Raw genomic sequence first — 23,933 nt, 5'->3', positions numbered from 1 at the left:
ACGCCGCAAATCGTGCAACCTCCTGCTGTCTGCGCGTGCCTTTTCGCCGCTGAAGGTTCTGTCCATCTGAAAGTTGCAACGCCTCGGAGAGGGCGGCATGCATCGCGGGATCATCCTCCATCACCATCTCTGCCAGCCGCTGCGCCTGCGGGCTCAGCTTGATGTCTGCGTCGGGTGTCCAATTGGCGACCTCCGCAGCACCGTCCAGCACTTTCAACTCGCTGTGACCAATCGCATACGCCGTGTCCGAGGCAACGCCGGGCATATGTTGCAACAGCCGGTTAAGCCAGCCATCGCGCCATGTGCTGTTCAAATTAGCGGTCCCCGCCTCCAGCATGTCCTGCCCGTCAAAGTGACTGCGCTTGTCGCGGTAGGGGGTTGAGACCGCATGCATGAATCCCAATTCGCCCGTCTGCCAAAGCGGCATCAGCGGTTCAAGACCGGGATGAAGGGCAAAATAGCCATCCAGCGGCAGCGCCTGGGCCGATGCGTTCAACCGGGGCCGCAGGGCCGCAAAAGCCGGGTCGCCCACGGGACGCACCACATCAAGACCATCCATTGCGCCCCGCAGGATGATGACCACCAGCCGACGCTGCCAGGGCGCGTCGGCAAAGGCCACTGGCGTGATCAACGGGCTTGCCGCCAACGAACAGCCCAGCGCCCCGGTACGGGTCAGGAAATGGCGACGGTTCAAACTCTCGGTCATCGGTCTCTCCTATCTAGCGCCGCTGAAACGCGGGCGACATCAGCACAAGGCCGACAGCCTCGGCCCGGCTTTCAGCCGCGCTTGCAGCGAAGGCCACGCGCGGCGGCACCAGATGACCTAACGCCTGTTCTGCAAAGCTGCGTGGATCAGGCAGCTCCACCTTGATCTTGCGCGGCATCTGCATCGCCCATTCCATGCGCCCCGCGATACCCTGCGGCGTAACCCACGCACTGTCTTTTTCTTCAAAACCGTCCGGCCCTTTCGGCTCAAGCCACTGTTGCCCCATCACCGTGAAGGGGCTGAAGAAATAGCGCCTGATTTGCTGGAAATCGAGAGCGGCAAACTCCTCCGGCGTCACCGCCAGAGCCCGCAACGCCGCACTGACAAATTCACCGGGCGGGCGGATATTGGTCGCCGGCAGATCCCACGCCCGGGGGTGGCGCAACAGCGCCTCATAGACTGCCATCAAATTGCCGCCCGACAACAGAAACGTCTCGCGCAATTCGTCCACCAGCGCAGGCGGCGGCGTATCCGCGACGAAATGCACGGCAAGCTTGCGGGCAATATGGGCCGCCGTCACCGGATGGGTCGCCAGATCACGGATCGCCGCCTCAATCCGCGCCACAGACTTCTCCGAACCATACTCGATACCCAGTATCGTCTGCGGACCCGGCTCTGCCATGCCGGCACGATAGGCAAACCCGAAATCGCGCCCCCGGCTGAGCCCCGCCATCAACCCGGCCAAGGCGCGCACGTCGTCTTGTCCATAGGGGCCGCCAACGCCGAGGGTATGCAGCTCCAGCACTTCGCGCGCCAGATTTTCATTCAGACCATGCTTGCCGGGATTGCGCCGGCTCAGCGTGCTGTTGGGCCCGACAGAACTTTCCTGATCAAGGTACTGCAACATCAGCGGATGATGCACACAAGACCACAGCAGATCGGCAAAACTCCCCGTAATATGGGGCCGCACCGCCTCTTCCACGTAAAGCGGATTGGCGCGTCTCAATACGCCCTGCTTGCCCTTGGCGGTAAAGTGATCCGCCCAGAAAGCGACCAAACGCTCGCGAAAGCCGTTGACGGTGTGGATCCGGCGAAGCTGCGTTTGCGCGAACCAGCGGGCGTGTGAAAACGTGACCTGCCGGGCGGTCTCGCGCGCCTTGGCGTGTGATGCCTCCCCCTCGGCTGAACCCTTGTTTTCGCGCGCATGCCGGACAAAACGGTTAAACGCCATCATCCGGTCCTGAATGTACCAGTAATCATCAATCGCAAACCGTGCCTTCATCGGATCCGCGCCCTGCACGTGATCCAGCATCTGCTCAATGCCCGAAGGTGCAGGCAGATAGGGCGAAAGCCCGTACCCGAATCGTCGTTCCGCAAGCTGAGGCGTAAAGGACATTTGGCTGTTCTCCCGCAGTGTCACCTAAAATATAGGGCGTCGCCGACCGAATGCACCCAATGATCGGACCCTGGCCGGCAATCGGCCAGAATAGACCGAACGACGCTGGAACCCCGCAGCGGTCTGGTGGTTGTCTCATCAACCGCAACAAGAGAGGAAACCCAATGCCCTCAATCTATGATGCCATCAAATCTGATCACGACAATCATCGCACCCTTCTTGAGCAGCTGGAAGATACCACCGGCGACAGCATGGAACGCAAAGTCGCCTGGAAGACGTTTTACAACGACGTCAAAGCGCACGCTGCAGCCGAAGAAGAAACCTTTTATTCCAAACTGATCTCCAAGACCTGGGGCCAGGATGCCGCGCGCCATTCGGTGCACGAACACCAACAGCTTGACGATATCATGGAAGAGCTGAACGAGATGGACATGTCATCCCCCGGCTGGCTCACCCGGTTCAAGACGCTCAAGCATGAATACGAGCATCACATGGAAGAAGAAGAGAACGAGGTATTCACCCGCGCCAAAGAGGTCATCAGCGACGATGAAATCGAAGGCTATGGAAAGCGTTTCCGCGACCGCAAGGTCGAGGAACGCGCGCTGGTGGAAAAGAAAAAAGAGGACTCGCTGGAGGATTAATCCTCCATCCGGGGTGTGGGGTAAGGGGCCGCGTTTTGCGCGGCCCCTTCGCGTTTCAGTCCTGCGGAATAACCCGCAAACCCAGTTCCATCAGCTGGTCTGACGTTGGATCACTGGGCGCGTTCATCATCAGATCTTCGGCACGCTGGTTCATCGGGAACAGGATTACCTCGCGAATATTCGCCTCGTCTGCCAGCAGCATCACGATGCGGTCGATCCCTGCCGCACACCCCCCGTGGGGCGGCGCGCCGTATTGGAACGCGTTCACCATGCCACCAAAGCGCTTGCGCACCTCGTCCTCGCCATAGCCTGCAATCTCGAACGCCTTGAACATGATCTCTGGCTTATGGTTCCGGACGGCGCCTGACACCAGCTCGTACCCGTTGCAGGCCAGATCGTACTGATAGCCCAGCACGCTCAGCGGATCACCCTGCAACGCCTCCATCCCACCCTGCGGCATGGAAAACGGGTTATGTTCAAAATCGATCTTGCCGGTTTCTTCGTCCTGTTCGTAGATCGGGAAATCGACAATCCAGGCAAAGGCAAAACGGTTCTTGTCCGTGAGACCCAGCTCTTCGCCAATCACGTTCCGCGCACGGCCCGCGACACCCTCGAACGCCTTGGGCTTGCCCCCAAGGAAAAAGGCCGCGTCGCCCACCTCAAGCCCCAACTGCTGGCGGATCGCCTCTGTCCGCTCCGGGCCGATGTTTTTGGCCAGCGGGCCTGCGGCTTCATTGCCCAGCACGATCTCGCCGGATTTGATCAGCGCGTTGACCTCCTTGACGGTGATCCCGCGTTCCTGGGCAATACTGTCGGGCGACTGCTTGCGCCAGAAAATATAGCCCATCCCGGGCAGCCCTTCCTTTTGCGCATAGGCGTTCATGCGGTCGCAGAACTTGCGGCTGCCACCCGTGGGCGCAGGAATGGCGCGAATTTCGGTGCCGTCCTGTTCCAGCAGCTTGGCGAAAATCGCAAAGCCAGAGCCCGCGAAATGCTCGGATACGACCTGCATCTTGATCGGGTTGCGCAGGTCAGGCTTGTCAGAACCATACCAAAGCGCCGCGTCCTTGTAGCTGATCTGCTCCCAGGTTTGGTCCACCTTGCGGCCACCGCCAAATTCCTCGAACACACCCGTCAAAACGGGTTGGATCGCGTCAAAAACGTCCTGCTGTTCAACAAAGCTCATCTCAAGGTCAAGTTGGTAGAAATCAGTGGGCGACCGGTCCGCACGCGGGTCTTCATCGCGAAAACACGGCGCAATCTGAAAATATTTGTCAAAGCCCGACACCATCAACAGTTGTTTGAACTGCTGCGGGGCCTGCGGCAGGGCATAGAACTTGCCCGGATGCAGGCGGCTGGGCACCAGAAAATCCCGTGCGCCTTCGGGGCTGGACGCGGTAATGATCGGCGTCTGGAATTCCCGGAAATTCTGATCCCACATGCGTTTGCGGATCGACGTCACCACGTCCGAGCGCAGCTTCATGTTCTTTTGCATCTTCTCGCGACGCAGATCCAGATACCGATACCGCAGGCGGGTTTCCTCAGGATATTCCTGATCGCCAAATACCTGCAACGGCAAGTCCCCTTTCACGTCGCCCAGCACCTCGAGGTCACGCACGAATACCTCGACCTCGCCCGTGGGAATCTTGGTGTTCACAAGGCTCTCGTCGCGCGCCTTCACCTCACCATCAATCCGGATGCACCATTCGGAACGCACTTTCTCGACATCGGCAAAGACCGGACTGTCGGGATCGCACAACAACTGCGTCATGCCATAGTGATCGCGCAGGTCGATAAAAAGCACCCCACCATGGTCACGGACCCGGTGCACCCAGCCCGCAAGGCGGACCTTGTCGCCCACGTTTGACGCGTTGAGTTCGGCACAGGTATGGCTGCGATAGGCGTGCATGTCGGGCCCTTTCAGAGGGGTAAAATCATCCCGCGCAGGTACGGCCCAAGGGGTCAGGAAGTCAAGGGCGCGCACCCCAAAAGGCCTGCCGGCAACACCAGCGCGGCCCCCGCCGCATAGAGCGCTGCGGCAAGGCCACCTTTCTCACTGCTCAGGGTCACGCTGATCGCGCTCTGACCTGTGATCGCCACGCCCTGCGGCAGGGTCGCCATGAAGCTGTCGCTGGGCAGCATCACGACAGCAGCCGGTGCTGCGTCAGAGACATACATCACCGCCGCCAGCACGCCGATCCAGCACGCGACGATGATGGCACACATCAGGCCCGCCCTAATAATCATGGACATGCTCCACCCTCATCGGACCTTGCGCCATGTCCTGCAGCCTGACCAGCAAGTCTGCCGTCTTTACCACAAAGAGATGACGATAATCGCCATAACCCTGTCGGGGGAAACTGAACAAAGCCTCCGGATGGCTCGGGTCTGGGGAAATGGCCGTAAACATGATGTCATCATTGCCCGCCATCTCGACAATGGCCAGATCAAGCTCAGACAACCGCACCAACAGCGTTGTCAGGGCCCGGTACCGCCCGGTTTCAATCTCCACGCCCTCGGGCCGGTTCCCAATCACAGTGACGCCATCGACATCAGCCAGCGCATCCTGATCAGCGCCTGACATGATCATCCGGATGCGCAAGGCATCCGCACCGACATTGGCAACGGCATCGGCGATCACACCGGCATAGACCGACTTGGCAGCGAACTCGTTGCGCAAGGCAAAGAACCGCTCCCGGTCGCGAAAGACCTCTGTCCGGGCCGTTTTCAAAGCGGCGATATCACCGGCAAAATCCCATTTATACCAGGGCGTCTGCTGCAAGAACGTGGCATAAGCCGCCGCCTGTTCGGCAGACAGGATATCCAGCGGGCTTTGCACATCCCCCCGGACCCAGGTCGCCAATCGCCCCAGCGTTTCTTCATACATAGCCTTCAGTGCCAGTTCAGCGCTGAAACTCGCTCCGATGACATACACCAGCTGCTTGGTCTGCGTATCCATCCCCCCATGCGCCACGCTGCGCTTTTTCAGCGCGCATAACGACGACCAATAGGTTCGCACCGCCTTGAGATAGCCGAAATCATGCGGATCACCCTCTTTGATCACCTGCGCATAGTCATCATAGGCATGCACAATGTGCCATTCTGGATAGGTCAGCAGCGTACGTGCCTCTGACCTGTGGTGATCGGGTGGCAAAATCGCGGTATAAGGCTGGGCGATCCGGTCGCCTTTGCAGGCAAATTCCACGTAAAGCACTGGCGCCAGCAGACAAACCACCAGCGCGACCACGATCGCAATCAACCGTACCCCCCATTTCAGCAGCCAGCGCATCAGCGGCGGTCCAGCTTCCAGACGGCCCAAAGGGCAAAGCCTCCAAGGAAAAGATGCGGTACGTTCGCCGCAAGGCGCAGGAAGGTAAACGACATCCCCTCGTTCGCATTGGTAAAGATGCCCAGATCCAGATAGCCATATCCCGTAAAGAACCCGAAAACCCCGTCACCCAGATAAAGCGCGCCGAAAACCAGAAGGAAGAACCGCGACGCCTTGTGCGACACCACTGCCGACACCAGCGCCCAAAGAGCCGAAGCCACATGCAGACTGTCGTCAAAGATATCCAGCGCAAAAATGCCAAAGGCGAGGCCCTGATCATCCGTCAGCCCCGGAATGTAATTCAACGACGCGGCGATCATCAGGGCAATGAAATAACCGATGCAGATGTATCGTAAGGTGGTCATAGCTGCTCCAGATAGCTGTCCCAAAGGTTATTGCGGAACAAAAGATCAGGGTCCATCGCCCGCTTGGCCGCCGCAAAGGCCGCCGCCAGCGGATAGGCGCGTTCCAGCTGCGCAACAGTCGGATGGGGGCGATAGGGCAGATAGTACGTGCCCCCGATGGCGGTGATCCCGTCGACCAGTTCGCGGGTCATGCGTGCCATATCCGCCTCCCCCCGCACCGTCATTTCCTGGGAAAACGACATCACCGCAGCGATACGTGGAACGGTCGCATAGCTCAGCCAGCTTTCGTCATCCGTGTTGATGAACCGCAACGTCACATTCAGGAACTCCTGATAGGACGCTGGGATCACCCGGCGGCAAACCTCCAGAAAATCAGGGAACCGGTCAAAGCCGATGAAGTACTCGTGCAGGATGTCTGTGCGCGTATCATCGCGATCATCCAGCGTGACCACAGGCTCATTGATAAGCGAATTGCGCGTGGTTTCCCCGCCACCAACCAAGGGCCCCAGATCCGTCTCGAACCACCAGCGCACCGATTTCATGCGCTCGTTTCCCAATTGCCCGCGATACACCCGGCCGGCTACATGGCTCATCCAGCCAGACCCGGCTGCGGCAGGCAGATCGCTTTGATCGTCTGTTTCGCGATAGGTGATCAGCAGCGCTTCTTCAAAGAAACTGCCCCTCTCCACGTTAAGACGTCCATAGGCCATCGTCACCGCCGGATCCTTGACCGCTGCGTCAAATGCAGTGTGGAATACGCCCGCAGGCATTTTCTCAAACGTCGGTTCAAGGCGCGTGTTCTTTTCCATATCCACCGTCATCGCGGTGATTGCCCCGGTCAGGCCATAACCGCCCATGGTCTGATTGAACAACGCCGCGTTTGCTTCACGGGAACAGGTGACCAGCTCGCCATCGGGCAGGATCATCTCGATCTCCCGCACCGTGGCACCCATCGGGCCAAAGGGCACCGGCCAGCCATGGGCGTTGACACAGAACGTCGCGGCAACGCCAAAGTCATTGTTGGATTGCATCACTGCGGGGGAAAATCCAATGGGATCAATGGTCTGGATGACCTGAGACCAGCGCGCACCGGCATGAGCGCGATAAGTGGCATTGGCGATATCAGGCTCCACCCTCCCATTGTCATAGGCAATCGCGTGACCCTCCAGCGGGATCGCCTGCCCGCCCATAGAATGCCGCGCAGCGCTGATGTTGACCGGTCGGCCGTTCTCGCGGGCCTCTTTCATCTCAGACCGGATCGCGGCAACCAATGCCTCACCAGGGTCTTCGGTCAGGATGATGTGTTTGTGAATGGGTGTTTCGCTCAGCAGGCTGGCATCATTGAGCGTGCCGTCTCTGGACCCGGTGCCGGTGAATGTCGTGCCGTCCAGCGTGGGGTTCTGCGACCGCAAAGCGCGGTATCCCAAGGCGCCAGCGGCGGCCCCGGCCCCGAAAAGTGCGGTGCGGCGTGTCCAATGTCCCATCTGCGCCTCATTTCCTGTTGCTTGGCTCACAACATGACGCATCAAATCGCCCCTCGCTACGGGGAAATTCCATACCTTGAAGGTTGCACAGTGGGTGCCGTCTGCAGATGTCTAGCTTTCGATTGCCCTGATCATGTCGACACGGGTGCCATGACGCCCCCCTTCAAAGTCGGTGGACAGAAAAGCATCGACAATCTCAAGCGCCAGCTCTTCGCTGATCACACGGGCACCCAACGCCAGCATATTCGCGTCGTTATGGGCCCGGATCATCTGGGCTGAGAACGTGTCAGAACACACGCCACAACGCACGCCCTTCACCTTGTTGGCCGCCATCATGATCCCCTGACCGGTCCCGCACAGAATTATCCCCAGGTCCGACGTGCCATCCGCAACATGACGCGCCGCGGCCTCTCCGTGGGTCGGATAATGGGTGCTTTCTGGCGATGTCGGACCAATATCCGTCACCTCCCATCCCTGTTCGGCGATATGGCTGGCAACCGCCTGCCGCAATTCGATGGCCGCGTGATCACTGGAAAGGACAATACGTTTGGCGGAAGGCATGAGGGTGGGATCTCCGTCTCAGAGTGCTGACGCCGCACTCAGTGCACAATCAGGCGGCCAGAGGCAAGTACCTGACCAAGAGAGCCCTAAACAACAAAAAACCGCCCCGGAGGGCGGTATTTTTGGTTGCGGGAGTAGGATTTGAACCTACGACCTTCAGGTTATGAGCCTGACGAGCTACCGGGCTGCTCCATCCCGCGCCAAAAGTGACCTCGAACCTGGTCGAAACAAAGCTGAGGTAAATCGAAAGAGAGATACGAATTCCAGAGAACTTACTAGGTTTGGCGATGACCTACTCTCCCACGTCTTAAGACGCAGTACCATCGGCGCTAAGGCACTTAACGGCTGGGTTCGGGATGGGACCAGGTGTTTTGCTCTCGCTATGATCACCAAACCAAGTAAATCCTCTGGAATGTCCAAGTCATGTACGCTGACATGTGTATGTGTATGCTTTTGATTTAAGAGTAGAAATCTTGCTTCTACTGGATCAAATCAAGCCTATCGGGCAATTAGTACCAGTCAACTGAACGTATTACTACGCTTACATCTCTGGCCTATCGACGAGGTGGTCTACCTCGGCCCTCAGGGATACCTTGTTTTGAGGGGGGCTTCCCGCTTAGATGCCTTCAGCGGTTATCCTGTCCGATCATAGCTACCCAGCACTGCCGTAGTCGACAACTGGTCCACCAGTGGATCGTTCACCCCGGTCCTCTCGTACTAGGGGCAACTCCTCTCAAGTATCCTACACCCACGGAAGATAGGGACCGAACTGTCTCACGACGTTCTAAACCCAGCTCACGTACCTCTTTAAACGGCGAACAGCCGTACCCTTGGGACCTGCTCCAGCCCCAGGATGAGATGAGCCGACATCGAGGTGCCAAACACTGCCGTCGATATGGACTCTTGGGCAGTATCAGCCTGTTATCCCCGGCGTACCTTTTATCCGTTGAGCGATGGCCCTCCCACTTGGGACCACCGGATCACTATGGCCGTCTTTCGACTCTGCTCGACTTGTCAGTCTCGCAGTCAGGCTGGCTTCTGCCATTGCACTCAACGAGCGATTTCCGACCGCTCTGAGCCAACCTTCGCGCGCCTCCGTTACGATTTAGGAGGCGACCGCCCCAGTCAAACTACCCACCACACAGGGTCCCGGATCCGGATAACGGACCGCGGTTAGACATCAAGCAGAACAAGGGTGGTATCTCAAGGGAGGCTCCACGCAAACTGGCGTTCACGCTTCAAAGCCCACCACCTATCCTGCACATGTTCGGCCTAATGCCAGTGTGAAGTTGTAGTAAAGGTGCACGGGGTCTTTCCGTCTAACCGCGGGTAACCGGCATCTTGACCGGTAATTCAATTTCGCTGAGTCTATGTTGGAGACAGCGGGGAAGTCGTTACGCCATTCGTGCAGGTCGGAACTTACCCGACAAGGAATTTCGCTACCTTAGGACCGTTATAGTTACGGCCGCCGTTTACCTGGGCTTCAATTCAGAGCTCTCACTCCTCCTTTTAACCTTCAGGCACCGGGCAGGCGTCAGACCCTATACGTCGTCTTGCGACTTCGCAGAGCCCTGTGTTTTTAATAAACAGTCGCCACCCCCTGGTTTGTGCCCCCAGCCCCTAGTTGCCTAGGAACCGGGCCTCCTTCTCGCGAACTTACGGAGGTATTTTGCCGAGTTCCTTCAACATAGTTCTCTCAAGCGCCTTGGTATACTCTACCTGTCCACCTGTGTCGGTTTAGGGTACGATCTAATGATGGAGCTATTTCCAGGAACCAATTAACTGCCGGGGCAACTACGCCGATTCCGACAATCTTCATGATTCGTCACTTCCATCTGGCCCAGGAATATTAACCTGGTTCCCATCGACTACGCCTTTCGGCCTCGCCTTAGGGGTCGGCTTACCCTGCTCAGATTAGCTTTAAGCAGGAACCCTTGGACTTTCGGCGAGAGTGTCTCTCACACTCTTTGTCGCTACTCATGTCATCATTCTCACTAGTGATCTCTCCACCGGATCCCTCACAGGCCGGCTTCACAGAAAACTCCGCGTCTCCAATCCGGTCGAAACCGGTAAGGAGACATGGAATTATGTCACACTACGCTCTGCTACCATGCAATAAATGCATCCTCAGCTTCGGCTCATGGCTTGAGCCCCGTTACATCTTCGCCGCAAGACAACTTATTTAGACCAGTGAGCTGTTACGCTATCTTTAAAGGATGGCTGCTTCTAAGCCAACCTCCTGGTTGTTTTGGTCGTCTCACCTGCTTTCCCACTTAGCCATGAATTAGGGGCCTTAGCTGGAGGTCAGGGTTGTTTCCCTCTCCACGACGGACGTTAGCATTCGCCGTGTGTCTGCCATCTAGTACTCCTCGGTATTCGGAGTTTGGTTAGGATCAGTAAGCCTGTGGGGCCCCATTACCCATCCAGTGCTCTACCCCCGAGGGTATTCGGATGACGCTCTACCTAAATAGATTTCGCAGAGAACCAGCTATCTCCGAGTTTGATTGGCCTTTCACCCCTAGGCACAGCTCATCCCGATCTTTTTCAACAGATGTGGGTTCGGTCCTCCAGTAAGTGTTACCTTACCTTCAACCTGGCCATGCCTAGATCACTCGGTTTCGGGTCTGATCCCACGAACTCGACGCCCTATTAAGACTCGCTTTCGCTGCGCCTACACCTAACGGCTTAAGCTTGCTCGTGAGACCAAGTCGATGACCCATTATACAAAAGGTACGCTGTCAGGACGCAAGGTCCCTCCAACTGGTTGTAGGCGTTCGGTTTCAGGTACTGTTTCACTCCCCTCGTCGGGGTGCTTTTCACCTTTCCCTCACGGTACTGGTTCACTATCGGTCAGTAAGGAGTACTTAGCCTTCGAAGGTGGTCCTCCGATCTTCAGACAGAATTTCACGTGTTCCGCCCTACTTAATACGTCCAATCATGCTTCTCATACGGGACTATCACCCACTCTGGTTGCGCATTCCAACGCATTCTGACCACACTCATGGCTCGGCTGGTCCCCGTTCGCTCGCCGCTACTAGGGGAGTATCAATTGATTTCCTTTCCTCCGGGTACTTAGATGTTTCAGTTCCCCGGGTTTGCTTTTATAACCCTATGTATTCAGGTCATAAATACCTGGTTTACCTCATTATTAGCTACCCTTGCGGGTAATAATAACAAAGTATCAGGTGGGTTGCCCCATTCAGAAATCCATGGATCGATGCCTATTCTCGGCTCCCCATGGCTTATCGCAGAGTATCACGTCTTTCATCGCCTCTTACTGCCAAGGCATTCACCAAACGCCCTTTTCGCGCTTGATTTGATCCAGAAAAAGCAAGACTAGCGTCCTGCGCGATCAGCAGAAGCTGGAACAACTGCCGACCCTTATTCTGTATCAAAAGCATACTTTCCCATGCAGACCCGTGCAGGTCTGCATTTGGTTAGTGTACTTGACTTGGACAACACTGTCTTTGTCAGCCGGGATACATAAGGATAAGCGAGGAAACACTCGATCCAGATGCCTTCCGCATGATGCGGAACCGAACTGAGATCATCTTCTTACTCGAAGCGACCAACAGTGTCGTTTGTCACTTCAAGATTACTCTCAAAGTGACGGTATCTCTCTTTACGATGTCAATTTGTGCAAACCCTAAGGCTTGACACGTCGTCTGCAGAACAGACGTCCAAACACTCTGATGAGTGCTTGCAGATGTGTTCTGCGGTAAATGGTGGAGCCTAGCGGGATCGAACCGCTGACCTCCTGAATGCAAATCAGGCGCTCTCCCAGCTGAGCTAAGGCCCCAGAGCGTTTGCAAAGCAAACGCGCGTCGTGCTGGCAGGCTCTTTGCGCAGCAAAGATGCCGGGAAGCACATCAGCAAAGCCATCTCGTGACATTCGCTTTGCGAATGCACTGCCTGGCCAACGCCCTTTCCTGCGGAAAAGGCTTGGTGGGTCGAGGAGGACTTGAACCTCCGACCTCACGCTTATCAGGCGTGCGCTCTAACCACCTGAGCTACCGACCCATACGGGTAGTAGCCCCGTGTTCAATTACTGAAGAGATATGAGGACGGCTCGGTCCAGGTTGCCTTGGAAAGACAACCAATTTTGACCGGCTTTGTTTGCCGATCTTGCTAAGTGTTCCATGAAGATTGCGAACAATCTTGGCTAGGAACATCCTTAGAAAGGAGGTGATCCAGCCGCAGGTTCCCCTACGGCTACCTTGTTACGACTTCACCCCAGTCGCTGATCCTACCGTGGCCGCCTGCCCCCCGAAGGTTAGCGCAGCGTCGTCGGGTAGAACCAACTCCCATGGTGTGACGGGCGGTGTGTACAAGGCCCGGGAACGTATTCACCGTAGCATGCTGTTCTACGATTACTAGCGATTCCGACTTCATGGGGTCGAGTTGCAGACCCCAATCCGAACTGAGACAGCTTTTGGGGATTAACCCATTGTCACTGCCATTGTAGCACGTGTGTAGCCCAACCCGTAAGGGCCATGAGGACTTGACGTCATCCACACCTTCCTCCCGCTTATCACGGGCAGTTTCCTTAGAGTGCCCAGCCGAACTGCTGGCAACTAAGGATGTGGGTTGCGCTCGTTGCCGGACTTAACCGAACATCTCACGACACGAGCTGACGACAGCCATGCAGCACCTGTCACTGCGCCACCGAAGTGGACGCCCGATCTCTCGGGTTAGCACAGGATGTCAAGGGTTGGTAAGGTTCTGCGCGTTGCTTCGAATTAAACCACATGCTCCACCGCTTGTGCGGGCCCCCGTCAATTCCTTTGAGTTTTAATCTTGCGACCGTACTCCCCAGGCGGAATGCTTAATCCGTTAGGTGTGTCACCGAACAGTATACTGCCCGACGACTGGCATTCATCGTTTACGGTGTGGACTACCAGGGTATCTAATCCTGTTTGCTCCCCACACTTTCGTACCTCAGCGTCAGTATCGAGCCAGTGAGCCGCCTTCGCCACTGGTGTTCCTCCGAATATCTACGAATTTCACCTCTACACTCGGAATTCCACTCACCTCTCTCGAACTCAAGACCAGGAGTTTTGGAGGCAGTTCCAGGGTTGAGCCCTGGGATTTCACCCCCAACTTTCTGATCCGCCTACGTACGCTTTACGCCCAGTAATTCCGAACAACGCTAACCCCCTCCGTATTACCGCGGCTGCTGGCACGGAGTTAGCCGGGGTTTCTTTACCAGGTACTGTCATTATCATCCCTGGCGAAAGTGCTTTACGACCCTAGGGCCTTCATCACACACGCGGCATGGCTAGATCAGGCTTGCGCCCATTGTCTAAGATTCCCCACTGCTGCCTCCCGTAGGAGTCTGGGCCGTGTCTCAGTCCCAGTGTTGCTGATCATCCTCTAAAACCAGCTATAGATCGTAGACTTGGTAGGCCATTACCCCACCAACTATCTAATCTAACGCGGGCTAATCCTTCTCCGATAAATCTTTCCCCCGAAGGGCGTATACGGTATTACTCTCAGTTTCCCGAGGCTATTCCGTAGAGAAGGGTATATTCCCACGCGTTACTAACCCGTCCGCCGCTCGCCCCGAAGGGTGCGCTCGACTTGCATGTGTTAGGCCTGCCGCCAGCGTTCGTTCTGAGCCAGGATCAAACTCTCAAGTTGAAAAGCGATTGCTCGCTTATCCTTGACGTTCGAACCTCTGCACATCGACCTGCATCCATTACTGAAAGATGCAGACCATTCTCTGTTTGTTGTGCTTCAGGTTTTCATAAGAAAACAAGAAACCGTCCAAACAGTGAAGCTGACACTCTATCATCGGCCGAAGCCTAAGAGCGCGATATACAGACGTTGATCCATCGAATGAACCAAACCGCCCACATATCTCTTCAGATATCATCAATTTCAAAGAGCGTAGAGACAAAAGTGACTGGATGCGCCCTAACTTCTTTGGCGCGCCCCGCCTCGTTTACCTCTGATTTATTCTTCCGCTTCGCTGCCTCGGCGTCTCCGCTCCGGCCTCTCGGCGCCCCGTGTCTGCATCTCTGCGTCTCCGGTGAGGGCGTATCTACGAATACTGGCCCTGACCCGCAACCCCTTTTTTCGAGAAAAGTGCATTTTTTGTGGCGGACCCCATTTTTCTCATAAAAACAGAAGGTTGATTGTTGTTTATTGCCCCAAAAGGGGGTGTTTAAGCAGCATTATTGCTCTGACCATGGGTCAATTTCGGGCCCCTTTGACCGATTTACGTGGTTATCCACAGCGTCAGGCCCTGAATCTGGCGGGACTCACCCCGTTATCGCAATCATTTTTGGCCAGACTCACCCCCGATTCACCAAATCACCCCCTCAAAGGGCAGCGATTCCCGGGACTCACCTGTTGAATTTGCGTGAATCACCCGCCGCACACCACCGATTCCGCGACTCGGGGGTTCGTAAACCGATGCGCAATTGGGCAGCGCGACCCGATTCATGCACCGATTCCGCCACCACGCCCGCCCGCGACCCGAAATCGTCGCCCTCAGCACGCAAGAACGGCAACAAAGAGGCTCTAGGCGCGCTGAGGCGCTTTGCGCTTGGGCAGACGCAGCGCCAGCAGGATCACGATCACCGCCATATAGATCAGCGGCTCTATCTGAATGCCCTTGACCAGCCAGATGTAATGAATGCCGCCCATCAATACGGCCGCATAGGTCAGCTTGTGCAGATTGCGCCACCCAGCCGCGCCCAGTTTGCGTACGGACGCGTTGTTCGATGTGATCGCCAGCGGGACCAGCGCCAGAAACCCGGCCATGCCGATGGTGATATAGGGCCGCTTCCAGACATCCGCCCACATCTGCGACCACAGCAGGTTCATATCCAGCACCACCCAAACGGCCAGATGCAGCGTGACGTATGTAAAGGCCAGCAACCCCAACATCCGGCGAAACTTGATCAGGTTGATCCCCAGATACCGTCGTAGCGGCGTAATGGTCAGCCCCAGGATCAACAGCTGCAAAGCGATCTCACCAAGTTCATGTTCCAATGCCTTGATCGGCTCGCGCCCCAGCCCGCCGGTTTGCGCCAGATACAACAGCCACGGCACCGGCAGCAGATATATTATATAGAGCGGCCAGGTCGGCACCTTGCGCGCAAACCCATTGATGCGATCCACCAGACTCACGCCGGGATCACCCGAACGGGCAAATGCGCAAAGGCGCGGATGGTGTTGTTCATGGCCACTTCAGGCTCTCCGTCCAGTTCCCAACGTTTGACACGGCTGCGCATTGCATCAATCAGGTTGATCAATTCGCGCCGCGCCAGATGCAGCCCCATACAGGTATGCTTGCCATGACCAAAGCCAAGGTGCTTGCGCACACGCCTGCTCACATCAAAGCGATCCGGGTTGTCCCAGACCGTTTCATCCCGGTTGGCCGATGCATAAACCGCGATGATCCGCGCGCCCTTTTCGATCTGCACCTCAGAAATCTCGGTATCCTGCGCCACATACCGCGAAAACGCCCGGATCGGCGTGGCCATGCGCACGATCTCTTCCACGGCATTCGGGATTAGATCCGGATCATCCCGCAGCCGGTCCCATTGATCGGGGAACCTGGAGAAGTAATAGGCGGCAAATCCGGCCGCAGAAACCGTCGTATCCAGTGACGGGTTGATATAGTCGCGCATCAACTGCGCCGCTTCGTCCTGCGAGAACCCTTTTTCCGGCGCGACATCAAAAATCCGCTGCGCCAACCCGCCTTCCTTCAAGGCGTCGCGCCGCCCGTGTTCGGCCAGATAATCCTGCAACCCCTTCAGGTCGTCAAACGCGGCGTGGCTGCGGGCGTTGAACCCCTCGAACAGGTTAAACGCCGCCGACGCCCATTTCAGCATCTCGCCCTTGCCCTCATCACTCAGCCCGACCAGATCGACAACAATCGCCAACGGCAAGACCGTCGCGAAATCATCAACAGCATCGAACCGCCCCAGGGCAACCAGCGCCTCCGCCAAGCCCTGCGCGGTGTCCTTTATATAGGTCTCCAGCGGGGCGATGTTCTTGGGCATGATGGGCACAGCCGTAATGGCGCGCCGGCGCTCATGATCCGGACTGTCCGAATTCAGCGAATTCCCAATCAGCAGCTTGTTCACCGCGTCGTTCAGTGACAGCCCGCGGCCAGAGATAAACCGGTCCGCACCGCGCAATACCTCCACCACCTCATTGTAGCGCGCCACGGCATAGCACTTGTTTTCGGGCAGACAGACGACCGGACCCGCCGCGCGCATCTCGGCGTAATGCGGGATCGGATCCATGATAAAGGCATCGGCATAGAAATCCGTCGCATATTCCGTTGCCTTCATTGCATGCCGCCTCCTACGATCGCGCACCATACTGTCGCGCGCGGCGATACAATATCAAGGCATCATCATGCTCTTTACCCAGACCGGCCTCACCCACAGTGATCCTGACCTTATGACCAAAGGCGTTACCCTGATCGCGCCGATGCAGGGTGACACCGTCTACCTGATTGATGAAACCGGGCAGGAGGTGCACCGCTGGCAAACCCGCGTCGGACTCACGAAATGGAGCTATCTGCTGCCCGGCGGGCGTCTTTTCACCAACGAACGCGTCGACGCCCCCTCCGGCGTGGACCTGACGCTTAGCGGCAGGCTGTGCATCTACGACTGGAATGGCACCGTGATCTGGCAACACGAGGACCCCGGCCAGCACCACGATGCCCGCATGCTGGCAGATGGCGGTGCGGTCTATCTTGCAAATGTCCCTCTGTCCGAGGCCGATCAGGCCGCGGTCAAGGGCGGCGTCCCGGGAACAGAACCCGAAGACGGCCTGGCAGGCGAGGTCATTCGCCAGGTCGATGCCAAAGGTAACGTCCGCTGGGAATGGCCCTTCACCACCTTGGGCTTTGACCGGTTTCCCCTGCATCGCAACGCCAACCGATGGGCACATGGCCACGCCAACACAGTCTTCCCCCTCAACGACGGGCGCTACCTGATCTCTTCAAAGTCGATGAACCTGCTCTTTATCGTCAATCCAGCCACCGACGCCGTCGACTGGCACTACCAGAACGATGCCATGGGCGGCCAACACGACGCCCAGATGCTGGACAGCGGAAACATCCTGTTGTTTGCCAATGGCACCTACGCCTCGGACCTGCACGCCAGCGAAGTCTGGGAGCTTGATCCGGACAGCCGTGACCTCGTCTGGCGGTACCGGCAAAAACAAAACCCGCTGGGGTTCTTTTCGCCCATGGTGTCAGGATGCCAGCGGCTGTGGTCCGGCAACACGCTGGTGTGTGAAGGCGCACGAGGTTGCGTGGCCGAAGTGACACCGCAGAATGATGTCGTCTGGGAATATGTCAGCCCGTATTTTTGCGAACACGACCGTCTGGGGCGCTTCAACTGGTTATTCCGCGCCCGGCGTTACCAACGCGACGGCCCCGAGATCGAGGGGCGTCTCTGACGAACCGCCCCGGACACTTCAAAGGCTCCGCCATCCCCGCAGCAAATCGCTTTCTTGAAAGAAAACGGTCGGAAACTTTCAAAGTTTCCGTGCGACCGTCAGAAATGCTTTACCAGGTCCATCCCCTCGTAAAGGGGGGCCACCTCTTCCTCATACCCGTTGAACATCAACGTCGGTATACGCTGCGAAAACAGCCCGCCACCGATCTTTCGTTCCGTTGCCTGGCTCCAGCGCGGGTGGTCCACATTGGGGTTCACATTGCTGTAGAACTTGTACTCATTCGGCAGGGTCTTGTTCCAGCTGGTCGGCGGCTCTTTGTCGGTCAAGGTCACGCGCACCACACTCTTGATCGATTTGAATCCGTACTTCCAAGGCACCACCAACCGCAGCGGCGCGCCGTTCTGGTTCGGAATATCTTTCCCGTAGATGCCTGTCGCCATGATCGTCAGCGGATGCATCGCCTCATCCAGCCGCAACCCTTCGACATAAGGCCAGTCGATCACCCGGTAGCGCGTGCCGGGCATCTCTTCGGGCCGCAACAGCGTCTCAAAGGCCACGTACTTCGCGCCCGACTGCACACCGGCAAGGTTCAGCATATCGGCCAGCTCAAACCCGTTCCACGGCACCACCATCGACCATGCCTCGACACAGCGTAGGCGGTAAATGCGCTCTTCGATGGTCATCGCCTTCATGATGTCTTCGAACGCAAAATCGCCGGGCTTGTCGACCATCCCGTCAATCCGCACCGTCCAGGGCTGGGTGGTCAGCATATGCGCGTTTGCCGCCGGATCGGTCTTACCGGTGCCGAACTCATAGAAGTTGTTGTATTGGGTAATGTCTTCCCAGGAGTTTGGCTCAAGGCTTTCTTTAGCCTGTGCCTGCCCGCCGATGCCCGCCAGCCCGACGCCTGCGGCGGCCCCCGCCATCAACTGCCGCCGGTTGAGATAGGCGGATTCGGGGGTGACGTCATTGTCTTTCAAAGTGTTGGTCCAGCGGTTGGCCATCCTGCACTCCTTGGGTTGCCTGACGTTTATCTAGGGGGGCGGGCGGACAAGACCAAAGGATTTAGCGCAGATTTCAGGCAACACACCAAATTGTCAGAGCAGTTTATCTGTCTGCGTAATCCGCAAAGCATGCGCACAGTTGTCCATTTGCACCTCTAAAATGCCTTCCCGAGTGCCCGGCCTCGCCCCAATGCAGCCACCATTTTTTATGATGAGAGGATAAACACATCATCACAGGCCCGTTCCATGACACGACTTATGCACGATATCTTCCGGCGCCCATTCGACACTCCCTTTACGGGTCCCGAGAACGCCCTTGTCCTCAATGGCACGCGCGATGGCGAAACCTTGACCGGCTCAGATGACGCGGACCTGATCCGGGCAAGCTATGGCAACGACATCGTGTCCGGGCTGAACGGCGATGACAGTCTTTATGGCAGCTATGGCGACGATACGATCCAGGGCGATGGCGGCAACGACTTTATCCAGGCGGGCGGCGGCGCGGACCTGCTGGAAGGCGGCTCCGGCAACGACTTCCTGCGCGCAGGCTGGCAGAACGACACCGCCCACGGCGGCAGCGGCGACGACTATGTCAACGGCGGAGACGGCAACGACACGGTCACCGGCGGTTCAGGCGACGACACTGTGATCGGCGGCGAAGGACACGACCTGATCGTCGGGGATCAGGGCGATGACACCCTGATCGGCGGGCGCGGCAATGACACGATGTCGGGTGGCGCCAACAGCGACGACGTGACCGGCAACAGCGGCAACGATAACCTTGACGGCGGCGCAGGCGCCGACCGCGTTCACGGCGGCAGCGGCAATGACACGGTCGCAGGGGGCGAAGGCAACGACTGGGTGATCGGCAGCAGCGGGCATGACGCGCTCTTCGGAGATCAGGGCAACGATACGCTCTGGTCCGGCACCGGTGACGACAGCCTTGATGGTGGCGTCGGATGGGATGTGCTGTTCGGCCAATCCGGCGACGACAGCATCCTTGGCGACAATGGCAATGACGAAATTTATGCAGGGTCGGGCAACGACACCATTGATGCTGGACAGGGCAAGGACCTTGTGTGCGGCAACTCCGGCGATGACAGCATCCACGGCGGGCTTAACCACGACACGCTCAACGGCGGCTGGGGCGACGATACACTTAACGGTGGTCAGGGCCATGACCAGTTGCACGGCGGCCACGGCGACGATGTCTTTGTCTTCGAACAATCCCACGGCCACGACACCATCATGAGCTTTCAATCCGACGACGACCTCATCGACATGACCGCCCTTGGCCTGTCCGGACCGGACGCGCTCAACATCAGCGAAACCAACGACGGCGTCATGATCCGTGGCAACTGGGGCGGAACGATCCTGCTGGACGGGCTGATGCTTGCAGACTTTGAACCGGCAGACATCCTGTTCTGAGCACCAAACGGGTCAGGCAACCCGCCGCAGCAATGCGGGCAAATTCGCCATGTCGGTAAAAAGCTGATCGCAAATCCCGCGCAGCCTGTCCGGCGGTGTTTGCGCCACATATCCAAAGCATCGCATGCCCGCCGCCTTTCCGGCTCGCGCGCCTGACGCGCTGTCCTCAATTACCACGCAATCCGCCGGGTCCACCCCTGCCGCGGCTGCCGCCTTGAGATAGACATCGGGCGCAGGTTTGGGCTCAGCACAGTCATGTGCGGAAAAAACCCGCCCTTCAAATCGCTGCCACAAGTCGCACCGACCCAATGTCACCTCCATCTTGGCCATTGGCCCGTTGGACCCAACGGCATATCCGATCCCGGCCGCATCCAGCCGGTCAAGCATCTCAGGCACTCCGGGGATCACGGTGCACCCCTCGCCCAGCGCCTGAAACATCCGGGCATAGATCTGATCCAGCCAGTCATCCGGCAGGGCCGCCCCCATCTCGCGGGCGCGGGTCATCACGCCTTTCATCGTACCGCCGACGAACATATCAATCACCTGATCCAGCCGCATGTGCAGCCCATATGACGCCAATTCGTCCCGGATCAGACGATTTGTAATCGGCTCACTGTCCACCAGCACGCCATCGCAATCGAAAAGCACATAGTTCACCGGCTGCATAAACACCTCACAACGCAAAAGGGCCGGGAAAACCCCGGCCCTCTCCTTTAACTATAGCTGCGCGCTTAATGCACGGTCGCATCGTCCGGCTTGGGCCGGTTGGTCGAGGCCAGGCGGTCCCCGATGATCAACCCATCAGCCCCGGCGGACACACGCACCGTATCCCCGTCTTTTACGTCACCAGCCAGCAGCATCTCTGCCAGCGGATCCTGCAAGGCACGCTGAATGACACGCTTGAGCGGACGCGCACCGAACACCGGGTCATACCCTTCATCGGCAAGCCACTTCCTCGCACCTTCATCCAGCTCAAGCGCAATCTTGCGACCCGCCAGCCGCTTGAGCAGCCGCGCCATCTGGATATCAACGATGCCGTCCATATCTTCGCGCCCGAGCCTGTCAAAGATGATCGTTTCATCCAGACGGTTCAGGAACTCGGGCCGGAAATGCGCACGCACTGCGTCCATCACATCCTGCTTGGCCTTGCCCATGTCGCCGCCGTCCGGCAACTGGCTCAGCGCCTGCGCGCCAAGGTTCGAGGTCAGCACAATCAGCGTCTGCTTGAAATCGACGGTGCGGCCCTGACCATCGGTCAGCACACCATCATCCAGCACCTGCAAAAGCACGTTGAACACGTCCGGATGCGCCTTTTCGACTTCGTCGAACAGCACCACCTGATAGGGGCGCCGCCGCACGGCCTCGGTCAAAACACCGCCCTCGTCATAGCCCACATAGCCCGGAGGGGCACCGATCAGACGCGCCACCGCGTGCTTTTCCATGAACTCCGACATGTCGACGCGCACCATGGCGTTGTCATCGTCAAACAGGAACTCGGCCACGGCTTTGGTCAGCTCGGTTTTACCCACGCCGGTCGGTCCGAGAAACAGGAACGATCCCAACGGACGGTTTTCGTCATTCAGGCCGGCCCGCGCCCGCCGCACCGCATTGGCAACGGCCCGCACAGCACTGTCCTGACCAATCACACGTCCGTGCAGCTGATCTTCCATACGCAAAAGCTTGTCACGCTCCCCTTCCAGCATCTTGCCGGCCGGGATGCCCGTCCACCGCTCGACAACGCTGGCGATCTGATCTGGCCGCACGGCCTCTTCGACCATCATGCCATCTTCGCGGCTCTCGGCCTCCTCCAGCTCCTTTTCAAGCTGCGGGATAACGCCATAGGACAGCTCACCTGCCTTGGCGAGGTTGCCCTCACGCTTGGCGATGTCCAGCTCAGCCCGCGCGCGATCAAGCTGTTCCTTGATGTCGCGTGCGCCGGCCAGCTTGTCCCGCTCGGCCTGCCACTGCGCTGTCATCCCGGCGGATTTCTCCTGCAGATCGGCAAGGTCTTTCTGCAGCGTCTCCAAACGGTCCTTTGACGCCTGATCGTCTTCCAGCTTCAGCGCCTCTTCCTCGATCTGCAACTGCAGGATCTGGCGATCCAGTGCGTCCAGCTCTTCGGGCTTGCTGTCAACTTCCATCCGCAGACGGCTCGCGGCCTCATCCATCAGGTCGATGGCCTTGTCCGGCAGGAAACGGTCCGTGATATAGCGGTGCGACAACGTTGCCGCCGCCACCAGGGCACTGTCACTGATCCGCACACCGTGGTGCAGCTCGTACTTTTCCTTGATACCGCGCAAGATGCTGACCGTGTCTTCGACCGTCGGCTCCAAGACCATCACAGGCTGGAACCGCCGCGCCAAAGCCGCGTCTTTCTCAACGTACTTGCGATATTCATCCAGCGTGGTGGCCCCGACGCAGTGCAATTCACCCCGCGCCAGCGCAGGCTTCAGCAGGTTAGACGCATCCATTGCGCCATCTGCCTTGCCCGCCCCCACAAGGGTGTGCATTTCATCAATGAAGAGAACCACTTCGCCAGCCGCTTCCGTGACCTCGGTCAGCACGGCCTTGAGACGTTCCTCAAACTCTCCGCGATACTTCGCACCGGCGATCAGGGCCCCCATATCGAGCGCGAGCAACCGCTTGTTGCGCAACGACTCAGGGACGTCGCCATCCACAATCCGCAGGGCAAGCCCTTCGGCAATCGCGGTCTTGCCCACGCCCGGCTCACCGATCAGCACAGGGTTGTTCTTGGTCCGGCGGCTCAACACCTGCATCGCGCGGCGAATTTCCTCGTCCCGCCCGATGATCGGATCAATCTTGCCCTCTTCGGCCCGCGCCGTCAGATCAAGGCTATATTTTTTTAGCGCCTCGTACCCGTCCTCGGCAGACGCAGTATCAGCCGTGCGCCCCTTGCGCACATCATTGATCGCCGCGTTCAGGCCCTGTGCAGTCACGTTCCCCGCTTCCAGCGCCGTCTTTGCACCGGATTTGACCATGCAAAGCGCCATCAAAATCCGCTCAACCGGCACAAAGCTATCGCCGGCTTTCTTGGCAATCGTCTCTGCCTCGGCCAGCACCTTGGTTGTGGCACTATCAAGATAGGTCTGCGCCGCATCGCCGCTGACCTTCGGCATCTTGCCAAGGCCAAGCTCCAGCGCCTGAGTGACGCGCGCAGGATCACCGCCTGATGCCGCAATCAGATTGCTGGCCAGGCCCTGGTCGTCGTCAAGCAATGCCTTGAGTAGATGATCGGGTGCCAGTCTTTGATGACTGTCCCGTGTTGCAATCGTCTGGGCCGCCTGAATGAAACCGCGCGACCGTTCCGTGAACTTGCTCAAGTCCATGGGTCTCTCCTTTTATAAAGCGCCCGATATGCTGCGCCCGCTTGGCGGCACGCGGCGGCTGGGCCTTGCCCTCAATTTGGGAACAAAAAGAGGTGATTCAAGAGGCCGGACACCTGACATTTGGACATTCTTTTTCAATCCGTGCGCTAAATTCCGCTGAGTGAAGGCAGCTGCGGAAGGTGCTGGTAATATTAACTTTTTCGCGGCTGTTATCACCAAGAATACATATCGCAAGAAAAAAATA

Annotated in this window: 16 protein-coding genes, 3 tRNA genes and 3 rRNA genes; 3 read left to right on the top strand and 19 right to left on the bottom strand. The window is 57.9% G+C overall.

The features are described from left to right. Positions 1–706 (bottom strand): DUF1501 domain-containing protein (locus H9Q16_RS20450; RefSeq protein WP_191077330.1); only part of this gene is annotated, 706 nt, incomplete at its 3' end. A 13-nt stretch (positions 707–719) separates the two neighbouring features. Then, on the bottom strand, positions 720–2,102 hold the full coding sequence (locus H9Q16_RS20445; RefSeq protein WP_191077329.1) for a DUF1800 domain-containing protein: 1,383 nt from the start codon (positions 2,100–2,102) through the stop codon (positions 720–722). Between the two features lie 164 nt (positions 2,103–2,266). On the opposite strand from H9Q16_RS20445, the gene H9Q16_RS20440 reads away from it, so the two are divergent. Continuing rightward, entirely contained in the window at positions 2,267–2,743 is a 477-nt protein-coding gene (locus H9Q16_RS20440) for a hemerythrin domain-containing protein (protein ID WP_191077328.1), read from the top strand. 55 nt (positions 2,744–2,798) lie between these two features. Here the strand turns inward: H9Q16_RS20440 and aspS are convergent, their stop codons facing one another. The 14 genes from aspS to H9Q16_RS20370 all read right to left on the bottom strand — a co-directional run bounded on the left by aspS (position 2,799) and on the right by H9Q16_RS20370 (position 16,790). Then, entirely contained in the window at positions 2,799–4,652 is a 1,854-nt protein-coding gene (gene aspS, locus H9Q16_RS20435) for an aspartate--tRNA ligase (RefSeq protein ID WP_191077333.1), read from the bottom strand. 53 nt (positions 4,653–4,705) lie between these two features. Then, on the bottom strand, positions 4,706–4,996 hold the full coding sequence (locus H9Q16_RS20430) for a hypothetical protein (RefSeq protein ID WP_246455907.1): 291 nt from the start codon (positions 4,994–4,996) through the stop codon (positions 4,706–4,708). After that, positions 4,980–6,032: a hypothetical protein gene (locus H9Q16_RS20425; protein ID WP_191077327.1), complete on the bottom strand. Its 1,053-nt coding sequence runs from the start codon at positions 6,030–6,032 to the stop codon at positions 4,980–4,982. The genes H9Q16_RS20430 and H9Q16_RS20425 overlap by 17 nt, the downstream gene beginning before the upstream one ends. Then, positions 6,032–6,436, bottom strand: coding sequence for a hypothetical protein (locus H9Q16_RS20420; RefSeq protein WP_191077326.1), 405 nt, complete (start codon positions 6,434–6,436; stop codon positions 6,032–6,034). The genes H9Q16_RS20425 and H9Q16_RS20420 overlap by 1 nt, the downstream gene beginning before the upstream one ends. Beyond that, complete coding sequence (locus H9Q16_RS20415; RefSeq protein WP_191077325.1) at positions 6,433–7,920, bottom strand: FAD-binding oxidoreductase; 1,488 nt, start codon at positions 7,918–7,920, stop codon at positions 6,433–6,435. Before H9Q16_RS20415 ends, H9Q16_RS20420 begins: the two co-directional genes overlap by 4 nt. A gap of 111 nt (positions 7,921–8,031) precedes the next feature. Beyond that, entirely contained in the window at positions 8,032–8,481 is a 450-nt protein-coding gene (rpiB, locus tag H9Q16_RS20410; protein ID WP_191077324.1) for a ribose 5-phosphate isomerase B, read from the bottom strand. 123 nt (positions 8,482–8,604) lie between these two features. After that, a tRNA-Met gene (locus tag H9Q16_RS20405) sits at positions 8,605–8,681 on the bottom strand. Positions 8,682–8,760: 79 nt separating this feature from the next. Further along, positions 8,761–8,875 (bottom strand): 5S ribosomal RNA (gene rrf / locus H9Q16_RS20400). Between the two features lie 94 nt (positions 8,876–8,969). Then, positions 8,970–11,798, bottom strand: a 23S ribosomal RNA gene (locus tag H9Q16_RS20395). Positions 11,799–12,204: 406 nt separating this feature from the next. Next, positions 12,205–12,280 (bottom strand) — tRNA-Ala (locus H9Q16_RS20390). A 144-nt stretch (positions 12,281–12,424) separates the two neighbouring features. After that, positions 12,425–12,501 (bottom strand) — tRNA-Ile (locus H9Q16_RS20385). 158 nt (positions 12,502–12,659) lie between these two features. Then, a 16S ribosomal RNA gene (locus H9Q16_RS20380) occupies positions 12,660–14,121 on the bottom strand. The 16S, 23S and 5S rRNA genes sit together here with 3 tRNA genes alongside, the layout of an rRNA operon. Positions 14,122–15,006: 885 nt before the next feature. Continuing rightward, positions 15,007–15,612, bottom strand: coding sequence for a protein-methionine-sulfoxide reductase heme-binding subunit MsrQ (gene msrQ, locus H9Q16_RS20375; protein WP_191077331.1), 606 nt, complete (start codon positions 15,610–15,612; stop codon positions 15,007–15,009). Between the two features lie 2 nt (positions 15,613–15,614). Further along, entirely contained in the window at positions 15,615–16,790 is a 1,176-nt protein-coding gene (locus tag H9Q16_RS20370) for a cytochrome P450 (protein ID WP_191077323.1), read from the bottom strand. A 67-nt stretch (positions 16,791–16,857) separates the two neighbouring features. On the opposite strand from H9Q16_RS20370, the gene H9Q16_RS20365 reads away from it, so the two are divergent. Continuing rightward, on the top strand, positions 16,858–17,910 hold the full coding sequence (locus tag H9Q16_RS20365; RefSeq protein WP_191077322.1) for an arylsulfotransferase family protein: 1,053 nt from the start codon (positions 16,858–16,860) through the stop codon (positions 17,908–17,910). Positions 17,911–18,008: 98 nt separating this feature from the next. Here the strand turns inward: H9Q16_RS20365 and msrP are convergent, their stop codons facing one another. Next, a complete protein-coding gene (gene msrP / locus H9Q16_RS20360) occupies positions 18,009–18,914 on the bottom strand; it encodes a protein-methionine-sulfoxide reductase catalytic subunit MsrP (RefSeq protein WP_191077321.1) in 906 nt (301 codons plus the stop codon). A gap of 246 nt (positions 18,915–19,160) precedes the next feature. Between msrP and H9Q16_RS20355 the strand changes: the two genes are divergently transcribed. After that, complete coding sequence (locus tag H9Q16_RS20355; protein WP_191077320.1) at positions 19,161–20,342, top strand: calcium-binding protein; 1,182 nt, start codon at positions 19,161–19,163, stop codon at positions 20,340–20,342. A gap of 12 nt (positions 20,343–20,354) precedes the next feature. Here the strand turns inward: H9Q16_RS20355 and H9Q16_RS20350 are convergent, their stop codons facing one another. Further along, positions 20,355–21,008: an HAD family hydrolase gene (locus H9Q16_RS20350; protein ID WP_191077319.1), complete on the bottom strand. Its 654-nt coding sequence runs from the start codon at positions 21,006–21,008 to the stop codon at positions 20,355–20,357. A 65-nt stretch (positions 21,009–21,073) separates the two neighbouring features. Next, entirely contained in the window at positions 21,074–23,689 is a 2,616-nt protein-coding gene (clpB, locus tag H9Q16_RS20345) for an ATP-dependent chaperone ClpB (protein WP_191077318.1), read from the bottom strand. Positions 23,690–23,933: the final 244 nt, after the last annotated feature.

It is taken from the genome of Sulfitobacter aestuariivivens (assembly GCF_014763045.1).
Taxonomy (GTDB): Bacteria; Pseudomonadota; Alphaproteobacteria; order Rhodobacterales; family Rhodobacteraceae; genus Sulfitobacter; species Sulfitobacter aestuariivivens.
This window is presented reverse-complemented; position numbering and strand designations above follow the sequence as displayed.

Bases quoted from the DNA above. Each gene is read 5' to 3' on its own strand.
- clpB (WP_191077318.1), bottom strand. From the start codon at position 23,689: ATGGACTTGAGCAAGTTCACGGAACGGTCGCGCGGTTTCATTCAGGCG.
- H9Q16_RS20420 (WP_191077326.1), bottom strand. From the start codon at position 6,436: ATGACCACCTTACGATACATCTGCATCGGTTATTTCATTGCCCTGATG.
- H9Q16_RS20355 (WP_191077320.1), top strand. From the start codon at position 19,161: ATGACACGACTTATGCACGATATCTTCCGGCGCCCATTCGACACTCCC.
- msrP (WP_191077321.1), bottom strand. From the start codon at position 18,914: ATGGCCAACCGCTGGACCAACACTTTGAAAGACAATGACGTCACCCCC.
- aspS (WP_191077333.1), bottom strand. From the start codon at position 4,652: ATGCACGCCTATCGCAGCCATACCTGTGCCGAACTCAACGCGTCAAAC.
- H9Q16_RS20425 (WP_191077327.1), bottom strand. From the start codon at position 6,032: ATGCGCTGGCTGCTGAAATGGGGGGTACGGTTGATTGCGATCGTGGTC.
- H9Q16_RS20415 (WP_191077325.1), bottom strand. From the start codon at position 7,920: ATGGGACATTGGACACGCCGCACCGCACTTTTCGGGGCCGGGGCCGCC.
- H9Q16_RS20430 (WP_246455907.1), bottom strand. From the start codon at position 4,996: ATGTCCATGATTATTAGGGCGGGCCTGATGTGTGCCATCATCGTCGCG.
- rpiB (WP_191077324.1), bottom strand. From the start codon at position 8,481: ATGCCTTCCGCCAAACGTATTGTCCTTTCCAGTGATCACGCGGCCATC.
- H9Q16_RS20440 (WP_191077328.1), top strand. From the start codon at position 2,267: ATGCCCTCAATCTATGATGCCATCAAATCTGATCACGACAATCATCGC.
- H9Q16_RS20350 (WP_191077319.1), bottom strand. From the start codon at position 21,008: ATGCAGCCGGTGAACTATGTGCTTTTCGATTGCGATGGCGTGCTGGTG.
- H9Q16_RS20370 (WP_191077323.1), bottom strand. From the start codon at position 16,790: ATGAAGGCAACGGAATATGCGACGGATTTCTATGCCGATGCCTTTATC.
- H9Q16_RS20445 (WP_191077329.1), bottom strand. From the start codon at position 2,102: ATGTCCTTTACGCCTCAGCTTGCGGAACGACGATTCGGGTACGGGCTT.
- H9Q16_RS20365 (WP_191077322.1), top strand. From the start codon at position 16,858: ATGCTCTTTACCCAGACCGGCCTCACCCACAGTGATCCTGACCTTATG.